Raw genomic sequence first — 18390 nt, 5'->3', positions numbered from 1 at the left:
GAATTATATCTCTTCTAATTTTTTATCATACTCTTCCATTATTTCATCTAGTTCAAGTTGGTTTTCTTCTAACTTTTCAAATAACTCTTCGACTTTTTTCTCACTAGTTATTACATTTTTTGAAAGTTCAATTACTTTACTATTGTCTCCAGCATTTGAAGCTTGTATAAGTTGGGCTTGCTCTTTTTCTATATAATCTTCAAGCTCAATAATCTCTGCTTCGTATTTCTCAACTGCTTTTCTTAAAGGATTTGTTAGTTTATTTCTTTCTTGAATAATTGAGGCTCTTAATTTTTTGTTCTCTTTTTTGTTTACTTTAGGCTCTTTTTTAACCTTCTCTTCTACCTCTTCTTCATCCCAACCAATTTTTTCTAAAAACTCATCATAAGTTCCATCAAAATAATCTGCACCCTCTTTTGAGAATACAATAAGTCTATCACAAACTTCTCTTAATAGTTTTTCACTGTGTGTAACGACTATAGTTGAGCCTGAGAAGTTCTTAATAGCTTCAGTCAAGGAATCAATCGATTGCATATCTAAATGGTTTGTAGGCTCATCTAGGAACAATAGATTTACATCTTTTGCAATAATCTGTCCTAACATCACCCTACTTTTCTCACCACCTGACAAAAGTGAGATTTTTTTCTTTACATCATCACCACTAAACATCATAGCACCACAAATACCTCTTACAGTAGATTCAGGAAGTTTTGGTTCAGCAACATATATCTCATCCATAATAGTATTGTTTGGATTAAGATGGGAAATATTAGTTTGTCCAAAATGACCATACGAAGTACTTACATGGTAATCAATAGTCCCACTTATAGGTGTTAATTCTCTTGCAATGTTGTTTAATAAAGTAGATTTTCCCTTACCATTTTTACCAATAATCCCTAAAGTCTCACCTTTTTTAAGTGTAAAGGAGATATTTTTAAAAAGAATATTATCTTCACTATATCCAAAAGTTAAATCTTTAACATCAAGTAAAACTTTCGCTGGTGTATCTTTATAATTGAAATCAAATTTTAATGTAGCTTCTTCAACTATACCATCCATCTCATCCATTTTTTCTAACAGTTTTACTTTTGATTGTGCTTGTGCAGCTGTTGAGGCCCTTGCTTTGTTTTTAGCAATAAACTCCTCTAACTCTTTTCTTTTTTTATCTTGTGCCTCTTTTTGTTTTTCATAGTGTTCATCATTTGCTTCAAGTTGAGAATAAAACTTATAAGTATCACCTTCAAGTATAGATAAAGATTTTCTAACAATACCCATCGTATGAGTTGAAACTGCATCCATAAAATCTCTATCATGAGTGATAAGGATAACTTCTCCATCAAAATTTTTTAAAAAGTTCTTTAACCATCTCAAAGATAAAATATCCAAGTAGTTTGTAGGCTCATCTAGTAATAATAGATTTGGCTCAGTTATCAAAAGTTTAGCTAGATTTATACGAATTTGATACCCACCTGAAAAAGATAAAGGATCTTTATCTAAATCTTCTTGTGTAAATCCAAGTCCAAAAAGTATCTTCTCTACTTTGTAAATAGAATATTTATCATCTTCATTAAGTGCAAGTGCAGTTTCATCTACCAATGTTTTCTCTGTAAATTCCAAATGCTGTTTAAGTGCACCTATTTTATACCCCTTAGGTATAGAAATCTCACCATCATCTGCATGCTCTTCACAAAGTATTAGTTTAAAAAGTGTAGATTTTCCAGTTCCGTTTCGACCTACTAACCCTACTCTTTGCCCTTGTCCTAAGATAAGATTCAAGTCTGTAAAAAGTGTTTTTTCACCAAAATGTTTTGAAAGGTTTTTTAGTTGTATCATAATGCTCTTTGTTTATAAAAATTAAATTGTTTTTTTGAATATGGGATTATATGATAATGTGGGTTATAAAATAGTTTAGCATTCTTTTTTATTTTATATTTGACAATTATGTTTAAATGGTATATATTCATTTATTAGAAGGACATATTATGGAAAACTATTTTGATAAAGAGTTTGAATTAAGATTTTTTGAAATGAATAGATTAGGTGAAGCTTCGGCTATTTCTATATTAACTCTACTTCAAGAGACTGCCGCTGAACATTGTCATTATGCTGGGCATGACCTTTTATCTTTAATGTCTGAAAATCTTGGCTGGGTACTCCTTGCTGGAGCAATGGAAATGGAACGTTATCCACTTTATAAAGAAAAAATAATTATAAGAACATGGATATCAAAATATCATTCTATAAGAGGTTTTAGAGAAAATATTATTTATGATGAAAACTACAATATAATAGGTAGAGCCAGAGGTTTATGGGTATTTTACGATATAAAAAAAAGAAGACCTAAAAAAATACACCCTGATTTTATAGAAAAATGGTCATCTTGTAATACAATATCTCTTGAACATGATATAAGTAATAAAATTGAACCTCTCAATTCTTTTGAATACAAAAAAGAGTTTAAAGTTAATATGTATGATACAGATACCAATAAACATGTTAATAATCTTAGATATCTACAATGGCTTATGGAATCAATTCCTGATGAAATATTAGACAATTACTATTTATACTTTATTGATGGACGTTTTATTTCAGAGGCTCATTATGGTGATTCGATTTTATCTTTAACAAAAAAGGATGTTGAAGAGAACTCTTTTATACATACTATAAAGATAAAAGGGAGTGATGTAGTTTGTGCAACTGGTAAATCAGTTTGGAAGAAGATAGAAAAATAGATTTTTTTAGGAGTTAGATACTCCTCTTTGCTCTCTTATACTCACAGAGATGAGTTCTTTGGTACTTTCTTTTTCATAAAAGAAAGTACCAAAAAGTAAAATATAGAATGAAAGTTCATTTAAAAACATAATATATTTATCATTTTGTTAAACTATCAAAGAATTTGTCCAATAGTCATACAAAATGATAAGATATTAAGAATATACTTTGATAATCTAACATAAAAAAATCATGAAAACCCTCTAAAAATATTATATTTTTTCTTATATTATTTTGTATATCGTTGACTTTAGACTATTTAAGCCTTAATTAAGTCAATATCTTTACATTTTTAATGTTAAGATATTAGATGTTTTTATATATTATTTATATATAATGTATTATTAATAATTAGTTATGTAAATATAAGTTATTAATCAATGACAAAAAAGGAAAAGTTGATTTTGAACATTGCTAATACTTCCAAACCTAATTTATATCAAAATGGCAATTTACCTTTAGGTGAACTTTCCTCTGACTCTTTTGAAGATTTTGTGTATCGGTCCTTAGTTGTACTTGGAGAAGAAAAAAATTTCCAAATGCAATCAGGTCGTCAGCCATCAAGGGATGAAGGTTTTGACTGCACAGCAAAAAAGACAACGGATAATGAATTAGTTTGTATACAATGTAAACGATACAATAGCACTTTATATACGGGAACAGTTGTTGAAGAAATAGTAAAGGTCGCTTTAAATGGTGTACTGGATAATGCGATACCAAAATACCACTATATAATTACATCTGGAAACGTAGGTACACAGCTCAGAAAAGAACTTAGACAAGCTGGATATACTGACTTAAAAGCAGCTTCAAAAAAACTAATAGATGAAAAAAAATTGCAGTTGACTTTGATTGAAAAAGCAAAAAGTCAAAATATAGATCCATATGATGCAATATGTAGTTATCTTGATTCTTTGAATGATTTGATTGTTTGGTCTGGTGTAGACTTTCAAAATGAATTAGTAGTAATATGGAGTAGATTGCACGATATTTTAGAAAACCACTTCTCCTTAGCGGTTGTATTTAAAGAACATCCACGTCCAGATTTCAATCTTTCTGATTATCTAAAAAAAACACAAAGTAAAAATCAAAATTTAATACCTTTACAGTTTCAACAAGCACCTTTGCCAAACAATTTAACTGTGGTAGGAAACAGAAATAGTATCGAGGGTCAAGTATGGTCAACAAATGATGTTATTTCATCTTTAAAAGAAGAGAAGAGCATTCTCATTTCATCATTAGGTGGTAGTGGAAAGTCTAGTACACTCTCAATAATTGAAAATGAATTAATAAATTCTCTTAATGATATTCAATTTTTACCAATTAGAATAAATTTGAGAAACTACTCTCGAAATACTTTGAAGCAAAAAATAGATCAAGAGTTAAATATAAACTATGGATCATGGAGAAGTCTTCCCTTTAAATTTATATTTTTATTTGATGGGCTTGATGAAATGCTTCAGCATGATACGAAGGCATTTATTGATGAGATTAGTACAGTCATTGATGGTAATAGTTTTATTCTTACCACAAGAAGTACGGGGCTAAATATTGAAACTGTATTACCTTCATTAGATTATTCAATCTCAATTCAACCCTTATCATATCGTAGTGCATTTCAGATAGCTGAAAAAACTTTTCAAGGTGAAGAGTTGCAAAAATTTTATGATGAATATAGACAAAGGCTAAGTTCCATAGGCTTTAATTTCCTATCTTTGCCTTTTTTCCTTTCTATAACCATAGAGTTTTATAAAAAAAATAAAAACATACCTAATAAAATTGAAGACATTTTAGAAAATTGGATTCAATCAAAAATTAAAAATGATGCATCAAAAGTCAGAGATACTAGTAATAAAGTGAATCAGGTACCTTCCAAATATATAGAGCAAGCTTTTTCACTAATTCTATATAAATCTAAGATTGAGAAAAATTTATTTTCAATTCCAAAGGACAGTTTTCATGAAATTATCATAGAGTCTTATGACGAACTATCATCATCTAATTCATATATAGCTAAATGTTTAAACTTGAATGAATTTGTATCTATGATTTCTCATTATGAGATATTGCTTCTAGAAGATGATAGCTATTTTTCTACTCCACATCCAATTATCTCTGATTATCTTGTTGCAAAAGTCTTTGCAAAAAACTGGAGGAGCCATTTAGATACATCTTTAGTCAACTCTTTTTATGATATATGGCTATACACAAGTAACTTTATAGATGAAGAAGAAAGAGAAGAATTTCTCGCTGCATTATTACCATTCAATCTCATATTAGCTGCAAAAGTAAGTAAGAAGTTTGGCCAAGAACTTATAGAAAAAGTCGAAAAGATTATTTTAGAAAATGAACAGAGTGAAAAAGTTCTTAAAAGAGGTGAAGCTATTTATGCATTAGGAATACTCGGAACTGAAAATTGTTTAGAAAGACTTCGTTCAACAACGAACGACATTGATGCACATCATTTAGGACAAAAGTTACGTTCACTTGCTGTAAATGGTGATAAGAAAACTTTGCATACAATTCTTGCCAAAGAAGAGCGTATGGCACAAGCTCCAGTTAGAGTTTCAGGAGGAACATATGAGATTTGGTTTAAATCTCCTCCATCAATTATTACAGATATTGCAAGATCTCGTTTAGACAAATGGATTAATAATAAAAGAATACCTCTATGCTTTTCTTTAGAAACCATAGAATTGTTTGGAGATAGTTATGATATAGAAATTTTAGTTTTAGTTATTGAAAATACAAAAATAAGAAAAGAATTCAATCAAGCATGTATGGCCTTATATGCAATTAACCAAGATTTATTAATAACCAAATTAAATGCACTTATTCATGATAGACACGATAATGCACATAATGCAAAAAAAGTACTTTTGTTTTTAGGAATTAAGACTGATATTAGTGAAGAATTTAATTTCTTTATTGAGCAATGTAATAAATCAGAAGCAGAACTAATTGAGATACAACATGGGTTGATGGAACTGATGGAATTTATTAAAAAATTTGAATTAACTTCATCACAAATTAACATATTAATAAAAACATATAAAAGTTTAAAATTTCCACATGATTTTTATATTTACTGGTTTATATGGGAGATAGCTTCTGAAAGTAAAACTAATTTTTTCCTTCCTGTTGTTGATTTGACTTTTTCTCGAAATTATTCAGAAGAAAAAAACCAAGCAATGTTTTACTTGACATCCCGAGAAAAATTAAATATTAGCGATGATCTTGCGAATAAAATTGATAATTATTTTTCTCATGTTGAAGAAGAAAGTTATGGAATTAAATTGAATTATGCCAAGTACTATTTAAAACTCGATAAGAATGAAACAGCTATTCAAATAGTATCTGAAACTGTAGAAAAACTATTAATAAATCTATCTCCTGAAACAATAACTCATGATCAATATAGCTATTCTAATTACCTAACTACAAGAGTGTTTGATTTTTTTAACTTAGATGAAAACATAACTTTTGATGATTCAACAGCCCTAAAACTCCTTTTAATAGATACAAAGCATACCCTTGAAAGTGATGAGATAAAAACAAAAGTTCTCAGTAAAATTGATCTCTCTAAAATTGAAGACTTTGCAAACAAGATAAAAGATGAAGAAGTAAAGATTTATGTATCAGACTATTTACTAAAAAATAATTTCACTGTTGATCCAATAGGACTTATTAAACAATATTTACCTTTTTTTATATCGCACCATATGTTTTATCCAACGATTCAAATAGTATGTGAACAAAATTGGAATGATGAGTTATCAAATATATTTTTGTCTAGTTTTCTTAACTACAATTGGGATCAAATATCTGCACAAATGTTTGAAAAATATACAGATTTTTATGCTCAAATATTAACTCGAGAACAACTAATAAAATTTGAACAACAACGAGATAAACTAATTAACCCGTTAGTAGGTAGAATTTATAAAATTTGGCTGGAACACAATGGATTGAGTGAATCAGTTTCAAATTAACGGTGATACATAATTTTAAATAAAAAACATAACAAAATCTAGCAGTGAACGCACAGCATCACTGAAGTCAACCGTTACCCACCTTCAAAAAATAAAGATGTTTTTAATTTTTTTAAAAATAGCCTAAAAAATATTTATTCTTAACAGCCTTGACATTAAATACTTCCGTAAAATATCTCCACATACATACTTACAAACTCATAAATATTAAATTAGCATAAATTGCAAATCCAATATCTTCTGCATCACAATCTATTTTAAGAAATACACTTAATAGTAACATTAAATTATATATAACTTAAACCATTATTAATAAAACAAATAATACAATTCTTTTTAATAGTCTAAAGAGAATTCATATGATAATAGAATCTTCAAATAATGTATCAAATTCTTTTAAAGAGATATTACCTTTACCAAAAATACAAAACATTTAGCATATGATGACAAAAACTACATAAGAGAAAGTCAAAGAAGAGTTAGCAGAATTGCTTTTCATACTAGATACTATCGAAAATTATTTAAAGATGATAATTCAAAATTAATCAAGCAATTGGAAAAAACTAGGGCTTGATGACTCTACACTGAAACATAAAGGAAATATAATGGAAAAATCTCATAAAAACATCTATAGTATTTATATATTGATTTGGATTATTCTAGCAATAAACCCTAAATATCCAGAAGACTGGTTTCTAGAGAATATATTAGTATTTTTATTTTTTCCATTTGTACTTTGGTCTGATATAAGATACAAATACACCCTTTTAAGTATTATTTTTCTTTTAGTATTTGCAAGCTTACACTCTTTGGGTGCTCATTTTACCTATGCTGAGATGGAATACTTTGATTTTATAACACAACTATTTGGCTTTGAAAGAAATCATTTTGATAGAATAGTACATTTTCTTTTTGGACTACTTGTTTTTAGAAGTTTATTTGAAATAGTCCTTGTTTATTCAAGTAGTTTAAAAAGTGCCCTATTTTTTACTTTTTCTTTAATCGTTTGTATTTCTACAATTTATGAATTAGTAGAATGGTTTGTTGCTATTAATTTCTATCCTAAATTAGGAATGGCTTTCTTAGGCACACAAGGAGATATGTGGGATGCACATAAAGATACACTTTTAGCTTGTATTGGTGCACTTATAAATATTATATTTTATAGAAGTTACAAAAGACTATGGGGCTTAAAAAAATTTAAATAAAATACCCACCTTCAAAATAGAAGATGGGCTTTATTTCAAAATGTTTAAACTATTTAAACTATTTCTTCTTTACAGCCTTCGCATTAGGTAAATCAGTAATACTTCCGTGGAATATCTCTGCACACATACCTACAGACTCGTGTAGTGTTGGGTGAGCGTGAATTGTAAGTCCTATATCTTCTGCATCACAATCCATCTCTAGAGCTAGTGAAATTTCTCCTAATAACTCTCCTGCGTTATCTCCTACGATTGCTCCACCAATTAGTTGGTGAGTATCTTTATCGAAGATAAGTTTTGTCATACCAGCATCTGCAACATCTGCTGCTAATGCACGTCCAGAAGCAGACCATGGGAATGATGAAACTTCATAATTGATACCAGCTTCTTTAGCTTCTATTTCACTCATACCAGCTGTTGCAATCTCTGGGAATGTATAAGCGATTCCTGGGATTTGTTTTGGTTCAAAGAATACTTTGTGACCTGCAATAACTTCTGCTGCCACATGACCTTCATGTACCGCTTTATGTGCTAACATTGGTCCACCAATAATATCACCAATAGCAAAAATATGAGGAACTTTTGTTCTCATTTGGTTATCAACTGAGATAAATCCTTTATCATCAACTTCAATACCAGTATTTTCAAGACCTATTTTAAGTCCATTTGGTGTTCTTCCCATAGCAACTAAAACTGCATCATAAGTTTTTGGTTCTGGTGCATTATCGCCTTTGAATTCAACATAAATACCATCTTCTTTAGGGATAATAGCTTGAGTTTGAGTTTTAAACATAAAGTTAAATCTCTTCTCATTTGCTTTTGTATATACCTTAACGATATCTTTATCAGTTCCAGTCATAACTTGAGGTCCTCTAATAACCACATCAACTTCAGAACCTAATTTTTGGTAAACAGTACCCATCTCAAGTCCGATGATACCACCACCCATGATAAGCATTTTCTTAGGTACTTCTTTTACCTCTAATGCATTTGTAGAATCCCAAATTCTAGGATCCTCATGAGGGATAAATGACATTTTAGAACTTTGAGATCCAGCAGCAATAATACAATTATCAAATTTAACTACTGTTTTTCCATCATCTTTTGTATGATTTACAATAACAGAATTTTCATCAATAAAACTTGCAGTACCTTGGATAACTTTTACATTTCTCATCTTTGCCATACCAGCAAGTCCATCAGTAAGTCTTTTAACAACTCCACTTTTATATGCGGCTACACCTGGTAAATCAATCTCAGGTTTAGCAAACTTGATACCAGCATGATTAATATGCTCAGCTTCTTCAATAACTTTTGCTACGTGTAAAAGAGCTTTTGATGGAATACATCCAACATTTAGACAAACACCACCTAAAGTATCATGTCTCTCAACTAATACTGTATCAAGACCTAAATCTGCACATCTAAATGCAGCAGAATATCCACCAGGACCAGCACCAATAACTAAAACTTGACCTTTAACTTCACTTGCTCCACTTGTATCAGTAGAAGTTGGTGCTTGTTTTATAGGTTCTGCTTTTGGAGCTTCTGTAGTTGGTGTAGGAGCAGCAGTTGTTGCTGCTTCCTCTTCTACTTCAACTCTAGCAATTAAATCACCAGAGTTTACTTTATCACCAACTTTTACAAGAATCTCTTTAATAACTCCACCATGAGTTGTTGGTACATCCATTGATGCTTTTTCAGTTTCAAGAGTGATTAGTCCATCTTCCTCTTCAACTGTATCACCAACAGCAACCATTACATCTATTAAGTCAACATCTTTGTCAGCACCTAAATCAGGAATAACAATATCTACAATTTTTCCCATTCTAACTCCTTATAGACTTAACAATCTAATATCACTTAATAGTTGTGATAATGTAGTTGTAAATCTTGCACCATCTGCACCATCAATAACTTTATGGTCATAAGATAATGATAATGGTAACATAAGTCTTGGTGCAAACTCTTCACCATTCCATACTGGTTTCATTTGAGATTTAGATAATCCTAAAATTGCAACTTCAGGTGCGTTGATAATTGGAGTAAAGTATGTACCACCAATTCCACCTAATGATGAGATAGTAAAACTTGCACCTTGCATATCAGGAGCTTTTAACTTACCTTCTCTTGCTTTAGCAGATAAATCAGCTAATTCAAGAGCAATCTCTTTAAACCCTTTTTTATCTGCATCTTTGATAACTGGAACAACAAGTCCATTTGGAGTATCAACTGCAACACCAATATGGAAATATTTTTTCATAACCAATGATTGTCCATCAGGAGTTAATGATGCATTAAATTTAGGATGAATTGCAAGTGCTTTAGCAACAGCTTTTACTACAAATACAAGTGGAGATAATTTAAATCCATCAGCAATTGCATTTTGAGCTTTTCTAAACTCTTCCATTTCAGTTATATCTGTTTCATCAAATTGAGTAACATGAGGCATTGAAACCCAGTTTCTATGTAATGATGGTCCAGAGATTTTTTGAATTCTACTTAATTCTACAGTTTCAATCTCACCAAATTGAGAGAAATCAACCTCTTTAAGTTCTGGGAATGCAAATCCAAGACCAGTTCCACCAGCTGCAACAGCAGGTTTATTTAACTGCTCTTTTACATAAGCTTTAACATCATCTTTAAGGATTCTTCCTTTTCTACCACTACCTTTAACAAAACCTAAATCTACACCAAACTCTCTAGCTAATCTTCTAACAGAAGGTGAAGCGTAAACTTTTTTAGATTTTTCTTGAAGTACAGTTGAACTCTCAGCTGTTACACTAGCTGCTGCTGCTTGAACAGTTGCTGGTTCTTTTTCTTCTCTCTTTTCAGGTGCAGCAACTGGTGCAGCTTTTGCAGGAGTTGGTACTTTACTTTCCATAACAACAGTTTTAACCATCTTAGCAATTAAATCACCACTATTTACTTTATCTCCCACTTTAACAAACAGTTCTAAAATCTCACCAGCAAATGGTGCAGGAACATCCATAGATGCTTTTTCTGTTTCAAGAGTGATTAAACCATCGTCAAGCTCAACTGTATCTCCAACAGAAACCATAACATCGATTAAATCTACATCTTTATCAGCACCTAAATCTGGGATATAAACCTCTTCAACCACTGAACAAATAGTTTGTTCATTTACAAATTGACAAGAGATTTCAGCACCTGAAGCAGAAATTGCTTTTAGTTCATCTTCTGCTGATTTTAAATCCATTGGTTCTGAAGAATTAGCAGATTCAGTTGTAGGTGCAGAAGTAGTTGGAGCTGGAGTTTCTGCTTTTGCAGGTTTAGCAGCTGGTGCTTCTTCAGAAGTACCCTCTTCTTCAACTTCAACTCTAGCAATTAAATCACCACTATTTACTTTATCACCAACATTAACAAGAATCTCTTTAATAACTCCACCATGAGTTGTTGGAACATCCATAGATGCTTTTTCAGTTTCAAGTGTGATTAATCCATCTTCCTCTTCAACTGTATCACCAACAGCAACCATAATATCAATTAAATCAACGTCTTTATCAGCTCCTAAATCAGGAATAAAAATATCTACAATTTTACTCATCTTTTACCCCTTACGCTTTTAATGGATTGATTTTTTCTGGATCAATATTATATTTTTTCATTGCATCAACTAATACAGATTTTTCAATCTTACCTTTTTTAGCTAATTGAGCTAAAGTAGTAAATACAATAAAGTCAGTATCAACTTCAAAGAACGATCTTAAGTTTGCTCTAGAATCAGATCTTCCAAAACCATCAGTACCAAGTGCTTTAAAGTCACCTTTTACAAATGGAGCTAATTGCTCAGAGTATGCTTTAATATAATCAGTTGCAGAGATAATAATTGTGTCTTCATCACTATCAAGTGCAGTTTGGATATATGGTACTTTATCCTCTTCATCAATATGTAATAAGTTGTATCTTTCTGTCTCTTGTGCTTCTCTTGCTAACTCATTGTATGAAGTTACAGAGTAAAGCTCAGAAGCAATTCCATATTCACTAGCTAAAACTTCAGATGCCACTCTAACTTGCTCTAAAATAGAACCAGAACCAAGTAATTTAACTTTATAGCTGTTTTTAGCTTCTACATCTTTAAGTTTATAAATACCTTTTAAGATACCTTCTTGTGCACCTTCTGGCATAGCTGGTTGTTTATAGTTTTCATTTAATGTTGTAAGATAGAAGAATACATTTTCTTGTTTCTCTCCATACATTCTTTCAATACCATTTTGAACGATAACTGCAACTTCATATCCATAAGTAGGGTCATAAGTAACACAATTTGGAATTGTATTTGCAATAACATGTGAATGTCCATCTTCGTGTTGTAAACCTTCACCATTAAGTGTAGTTCTACCTGAAGTACCACCAACTAAGAAACCTCTTGCCATTTGGTCACCTGCTGCCCAACAAATATCTCCAGTTCTTTGGAATCCAAACATAGAATAGAAAATATAGAATGGAATCATAGGACAATCATTGATTGAGTAAGATGTTGCTGCTGCAACCCAAGAACCCATTGCACCTAACTCATTAATACCTTCTTGAAGTACTTGTCCTTTCTTATCCTCTTTATAGTATGCAACTTGATCTTTATCTTGAGGAATATATTTTTGCCCTTCTGATGAATAGATACCAAGTTGTCTAAACATACCTTCCATACCAAATGTTCTAGCTTCATCCGGAACAATAGGAACAATTTGTTTTCCAATTTTTTTATCTTTTACTAAGATATTTAATACTCTTACAAATGCCATAGTAGTAGAGATTTCTCTCTCACCACTTCCTTGTAATACAGCATCAAATTTATCTATTGAAGGAATCTCTAAAGCAGTTGAAAATTTTTCTCTTCTTTGTGGTACTACACCACCAAGTTCTGCTCTTCTTTCTTTCATATATTTCATTTCAGTAGAATCTTCTGCTGGTCTATAGTATTTTAAGTTTTCTACATCTTCATCAGAAATAGGAATGTCAAATCTATCTCTAAATTGTCTTAATACAGATGTATCTACTTTTTTAACACCATGTGCAATATTTTTACCTTCAGCTGCTTCACCCATACCATAACCTTTTACAGTTTTAGCAAGGATTACAGATGGTTTACCTTTAGTTTCATTTGCTTTTTTGTATGCAGCATAAACTTTAACTGGATCATGTCCACCTCTATTTAATCTCCAAATTTCATCATCACTCATATTCTCTACAAGTTTTGCAGTTTCTGGATGTTTATTAAAGAAGTGTTCTCTTGTATAAGCTCCACCTTTTTGTTTGAAGTTTTGGTACTCACCATCAACAGTTTCATCCATAAGTTGTTTTAACTTACCAGATTTATCTTTATCTAATAGAGCATCCCAGTGTCTACCCCAGATAACTTTGATAACTTCCCATCCAGCACCTCTAAATTGTCCTTCAAGTTCTTGGATGATTTTACCATTTCCTCTTACTGGACCATCAAGTCTTTGTAAGTTACAGTTAATAACAAATACTAAGTTATCTAAACCTTCTCTACCAGCTAATCCAATTGCCCCTAAAGATTCTGGTTCGTCACACTCACCATCTCCCATATAACAATATACTTTTTGTTCAGAACAATCTTTAATACCTCTATCTGTTAAGTATTTTAAAAATCTAGCTTGATAAATAGCTTGTATTGGTCCAAGCCCCATAGATACAGTTGGGAATTGCCAATAATTAGGCATCAATTTTGGGTGTGGATATGAAGATAAACCATCAGCGAATGCTTCTTGTCTAAAATTATCCATTTGTTCTTCAGTAAATCTTCCTTCAACAAAAGATCTTGCATATATACCTGGAGATATATGTCCTTGATAAAACACTAAATCCCCACCATCTTTTTCATTTGGTGCTTTAAAAAAGTGGTTAAATGCAACATCATATAAAGTAGCAGAAGATTGGAAAGATGCAATATGTCCTCCAAGTTCAAGATTCTTTTTAGAAGCTCTTAAAACCATTGCTTGCGCATTCCATCTAATAATAGATCTAATTTTTCGCTCAAGATCTCTGTCACCTGGCATTTTAGGTTCTTGGTCAACAGGGATAGTATTAAGATATGAAGTGTTAGCACTATGTGGTATATCTGCTCCATTTCTTCTAGCATTATCAATTAGTTGGTCTAATAAGAAATGAGCTCTTTGGCTCCCTTCCTCTTTAATAACTGCCTCTAAAGCATCAAGCCACTCTTGCGTTTCCTGAGGGTCGATGTCGTTTAAGTTTAATTCTGACATTCACAATTCCTTATAAAAGATTTTAATAAAATTCGCATCTTATTCTTACAATAATGAGTGAACATATGTTCATTATGTAAAAATTATGTATCATTAGATACCAATTTATCGAATTATGAACATATGATACTTTGTTTAACTTAATTTTTTTTTATTTTTAAAATTATGTCTATTTTATAAGTTTTATTCTATAAAAATGAAATTATAATGAAAAAATAGTGACAAATTTCAGTTATTTTATTTATATGACACACTTTATAAAAATAAGATTTTTTTATAATAAAAAGGTATAAAGCATTGATTAATGAACACACTAAATTTAGAGTAATTATATCAGAAAAAAATTCATCAAAAGTTAACATGGCTACAGATGAAGCATTGTTATTATCATTAAAAGATAATGATTTACCAATATTAAGACTTTACACATGGGATGAAAATAGCGTAACTATTGGTATTTCACAAAAAGTTGAAAACTATGATTTTAATAATATTGCAAAAAGAATAACTGGTGGTGGTGTACTGTTTCATGGACATGATGTATCTTATTCTTTAATACTTCCAGTAAACCTTTTAAAGGGTTTTAATATAAAAGAATCTTATGAAAAGATATGTCTTTTTATACTTGATTTTTATAAAAAACTAGGTTTAGAAGTGTGTTATGCAAAGGATAACTTGAATATACAACTATCTAAAAGTGAGTACTGTCAAGTTGGGTTTGAAGCATATGATATATTAGTAAATGGACAAAAAATTGGTGGAAATGCACAAAGAAGAACAAAAAAAGCTATATTTCAACATGGTTCAATTCCAGTTACTAGTGTGAAAAAAGGTAACACAATTGACAATAAGATTGGAATATCACTTGAAGATATTGGAAAAAATATTGATTTTGAAACAGTACAAAACAAATTAACTCAATCTTTTGAAGATACATTTAATGTAGAATTAGAATTTACACAATTAACAAAAGAGGAAGAGAATTTAAAAAATAATTTATTAAAGGAAAAATATGACAATGGCAGTAAATGAAACAAAAAAAACAGTTAATTTCAAAAAACCAGAATGGCTAAGAAAAAAACTTGTTCCAACTGCACAAAAAGAGATGGAAAACTTATTAGGTGAACATGGATTACATACTATTTGTCAAGAAGCAAAATGTCCAAATATTAGTGAGTGTTACTCAAAAAGAAATGCAACATTTTTAATCTTAGGAAATATCTGTACAAGAAGATGTACTTATTGTAATGTTCATACAGGAAAACCAACAGAAGTTGATTTAGCTGAGATTGATGGGGTTACAACTTCTGTATTAAAATTAGGATTAAAATTTGTAGTTATTACAAGTCCAGCAAGAGACGATTTAGAAGATGGTGGCGCAGAACAATTTTATAGAGTTACACAAAATATTTTAGAAAAGTCTCCTGGAACACAAGTTGAGATTTTAATTCCTGATTTTAAAGGTAAAGTTGAATCTCTACAAAGAGTTGTAGATAGCGGCGCAGTTATTATTGGGCATAACGTAGAGACAGTTCCATCTTTATATCATATTAGAAGAAACTCTACATACAAAAGAAGTCTAGAAGTTCTTAGAAAACTAAAAGAATTAGGTGGAGAAAAAGTTAAAACAAAATCAGCACTTATGGTTGGACTTGGTGAAACAGAAGAAGAGATGATTCAAGTTTTTAAAGACTTACTTGAAGTTGGATGTAAATTTTTAAGTATTGGGCAATACCTAGCACCTTCAGGAGATTATGAAAAAGTAAAAGAGTTTGTAAAACCTGAACAATTTGAGAGATACAAAAAAATAGCTTTAGATATGGGATTTGATTTTGTTCACTCTACTCCATATGCAAGAAGTTCTTATATGGCCCATGAATATTTAGCTAATCAAAAAGGAAGTCTTTAAGACTTTCTTTATAGATTATGATACCCTTTTGATATTTTAAGCATTTCATTTCCATATTTATGAAGTTTTTCTTCATCTAATCTAACAGACAAGCCAGAAATACCTACAGCACCAATAAATTTATTTTGTTTATTAAAATATGGTACGGCAACAGATTTTAAACCAAATTCATGTTCTTCATCTCCTATAGCATAACCATTTTCTTTTACATCTTCTAACTCTTTTTCAAGTTTTGAAACAGTTGTAATAGTATTTGAAGTAAATTTTGTCAAAGTAAGTGAAGTGATATCTACTTCATTTGAAAAAGCCATAATCACTTTCCCAAAGGCATTTGAATGTAAAGGTGCATGTAAACCAATTGAATCTCTAGTTTTTATTACCCTATTTGATTTATCAATTTGATTTAAATATAGGGTTGAATTATTATCTAGTATTCCTAAGTATGAAGCCTCATCTGTTAAGTAAAAGATTTCATCAAGTAAAGAAACTGTTCTTTCAACAATTTTTTCTCTATCATCTTTATTTACAATTTTTCTAAGAATATCACTTAAAATTATCTCTTTTGAATCCCCTTTATACTCTATAAAGTCTTCATTCATAAGTGTTGTTATAAGTCTTGACATTGTACTTTTATCAATATTTAATTTTTGGCATAAAACATTTGCTGTAATAGGTTTATTACAACTCATAATCTCTTTTAATACTTGAAGCCCTTTAGTAAACGATTTATTTTTACTTGGTTGCACTTTTTATTATTCTTTCGTTATTAGATTTTTTATATATTAACATCTTTTATATAAATAAATTTGTACTAAATCTATACTACATTGTTACAAAATCTGCAAAATGTGTAAAAAGTAACCACAAATTTAAAAGATTTTTTTTTATATTCTAAGATAATTTTACTAATTTTTCTCACAATGTGAAACTATCATATTCTCACTTTAAAAAAGCTCGATTTTATCGTATCTATAAGGCTTTATAAAATAAAACTTAATTATAAAATTAATAAATAAATTTCTATTTCAACTTATTTTTTCTATGGATTAATTCCCCTATCAGAATCATTAATCTGTAAAAATTAATAAAAAATAAAAAGAAAAAGAGGAAATAATTATGAGTTCATCTTTCATAGATTTATCAAAATTAACCGCTAATGATGACTTAAAACCAGTACTTGGAGGAAAATGGCCAGGTATTCAGATTTATTATCCACCAATTAAGTTTAATCCACTTGATGGGACATATGAAACTATGGAACAAGCTAAGTATAGATTACAGAAGCATGCTTATAAAACAAAAGCACATACAGTTTTATTTGACTTAGAAGATGGTTGTAGAATGAAGGAGATGTCGAGAAAACTTTTAGTTGAAGAGTTACCTAAATTTCCCGAAAGAGATTTTCAAATTGCAGTTAGAATAAATCCATTCAGAACAGCAGAGTATGAAGAAGATTTAAAAATGATTAAAAAAATCCATAAACATATTGATGCAATTGTTTTGGCAAAAGCTGGTGAAGTTTATGGGGATGCAGAGATTAGAGATTTATCTTCTTGGCTAGTATCGATCGGAAGTAATTTACAAATTCAACCAATTATTGAACATCCAAAATCTTTACAAATTGCAGATAAACTTATGAATCACTCAACTGTACAACATGTAGTATTTGGTATCCATGACTTTTCAAAAGCTATGGCGTATAAAATCACACCTGAGGGTTGGATTGAAGAGTTAAAAACTTTTTTCAATATGCTTACAATGGAAGCAAGAGTTAAAGGTAAAGGAGTTATTGGAGGAGTTGAAGTACTTTTAACACCAAACTCATTACCAGATTCATGTGTTGAGAAAAAAGATATTAGAAGATGGCTAGATTTGCATGGTGATGATGCATCTAGACATGTATATTCTCATGCACAAAGAGAAACAGCTATGGGTCTTACAGGAAAACAAGTAATTACTCCAAATCATATTAATATTTGTAAAGTTGCTTTTACTCCAAGTCCAAAAGAGATTGCAAAAGATGTTGATATATTAAATGAAGCGATTAAAACTGATGCCTTATTATCTGGTGCAATTAGATATGAAGGAGAGATGTTAGATCCACCAATGTTTGGTAAATCTTTACAAAATATCTTAAGAGCATATGCCTTAAATAGTTTAAAAGAAGAGGACAAAATATTTGCACTTAAAGTGTTAAATAGAATGCCACTTCATACATTTAAAGAAAACTGGCCTTATGGTCAAATATAATTGAGGGA

The 18390-nt window shown here is 30.3% G+C and carries 11 protein-coding genes; 6 read left to right on the top strand and 5 right to left on the bottom strand.

The window, feature by feature from the left end:
- Positions 1-3 precede the first annotated feature (3 nt).
- Positions 4-1833, bottom strand: coding sequence for an ABC-F family ATP-binding cassette domain-containing protein (locus ACKU4C_RS06430; protein ID WP_321315447.1), 1830 nt, complete (start codon positions 1831-1833; stop codon positions 4-6).
- A gap of 149 nt (positions 1834-1982) precedes the next feature.
- On the opposite strand from ACKU4C_RS06430, the gene ACKU4C_RS06425 reads away from it, so the two are divergent.
- The 3 genes from ACKU4C_RS06425 (at position 1983) to ACKU4C_RS06415 (ending at position 7975) form a co-directional block, all read left to right on the top strand.
- Positions 1983-2735 (top strand): acyl-ACP thioesterase domain-containing protein, encoded by a 753-nt coding sequence (locus ACKU4C_RS06425; RefSeq protein ID WP_321315446.1) that lies wholly within the window; start codon positions 1983-1985, stop codon positions 2733-2735.
- Between the two features lie 444 nt (positions 2736-3179).
- Positions 3180-6767, top strand: a complete 3588-nt coding sequence (locus tag ACKU4C_RS06420; RefSeq protein ID WP_321315445.1) for a restriction endonuclease — start codon at positions 3180-3182, stop codon at positions 6765-6767.
- 605 nt (positions 6768-7372) lie between these two features.
- Positions 7373-7975, top strand: coding sequence for a DUF2238 domain-containing protein (locus ACKU4C_RS06415; RefSeq protein WP_321315443.1), 603 nt, complete (start codon positions 7373-7375; stop codon positions 7973-7975).
- A 58-nt stretch (positions 7976-8033) separates the two neighbouring features.
- Here the strand turns inward: ACKU4C_RS06415 and lpdA are convergent, their stop codons facing one another.
- The 3 genes from lpdA to aceE are packed head-to-tail and all read right to left on the bottom strand — an operon-like array spanning position 8034 to position 14223.
- Positions 8034-9800, bottom strand: a complete 1767-nt coding sequence (lpdA, locus tag ACKU4C_RS06410; protein ID WP_321315441.1) for a dihydrolipoyl dehydrogenase — start codon at positions 9798-9800, stop codon at positions 8034-8036.
- 9 nt (positions 9801-9809) lie between these two features.
- Positions 9810-11540, bottom strand: coding sequence for a dihydrolipoyllysine-residue acetyltransferase (gene aceF, locus ACKU4C_RS06405; protein WP_321315439.1), 1731 nt, complete (start codon positions 11538-11540; stop codon positions 9810-9812).
- 10 nt (positions 11541-11550) lie between these two features.
- The gene (gene aceE, locus ACKU4C_RS06400) at positions 11551-14223 is read right to left on the bottom strand and encodes a pyruvate dehydrogenase (acetyl-transferring), homodimeric type (RefSeq protein WP_321315437.1); all 2673 of its coding nucleotides are present in this window, start codon (positions 14221-14223) and stop codon (positions 11551-11553) included.
- 297 nt (positions 14224-14520) lie between these two features.
- Between aceE and ACKU4C_RS06395 the strand changes: the two genes are divergently transcribed.
- Entirely contained in the window at positions 14521-15255 is a 735-nt protein-coding gene (locus tag ACKU4C_RS06395) for a biotin/lipoate A/B protein ligase family protein (protein WP_321315435.1), read from the top strand.
- A complete protein-coding gene (lipA, locus tag ACKU4C_RS06390; protein WP_321315434.1) occupies positions 15236-16132 on the top strand; it encodes a lipoyl synthase in 897 nt (298 codons plus the stop codon). Before ACKU4C_RS06395 ends, lipA begins: the two co-directional genes overlap by 20 nt.
- Positions 16133-16140: 8 nt before the next feature.
- Here the strand turns inward: lipA and ACKU4C_RS06385 are convergent, their stop codons facing one another.
- Positions 16141-16878 carry an IclR family transcriptional regulator gene (locus ACKU4C_RS06385; RefSeq protein WP_321315432.1) on the bottom strand — a complete coding sequence of 246 codons (738 nt, stop codon included), beginning with the start codon at positions 16876-16878 and terminating at the stop codon, positions 16141-16143.
- Positions 16879-17248: 370 nt separating this feature from the next.
- Here ACKU4C_RS06385 and ACKU4C_RS06380 point away from each other — a divergent pair, with 370 nt between their 5' ends.
- Positions 17249-18382, top strand: a complete 1134-nt coding sequence (locus tag ACKU4C_RS06380; RefSeq protein ID WP_321315429.1) for an aldolase/citrate lyase family protein — start codon at positions 17249-17251, stop codon at positions 18380-18382.
- The last annotated feature ends 8 nt before the right edge of the window (positions 18383-18390 follow it).

The sequence above is a fragment of the Halarcobacter sp. genome, from assembly GCF_963676935.1.
Lineage (GTDB): Bacteria > Campylobacterota > Campylobacteria > Campylobacterales > Arcobacteraceae > Halarcobacter.
This window is presented reverse-complemented; position numbering and strand designations above follow the sequence as displayed.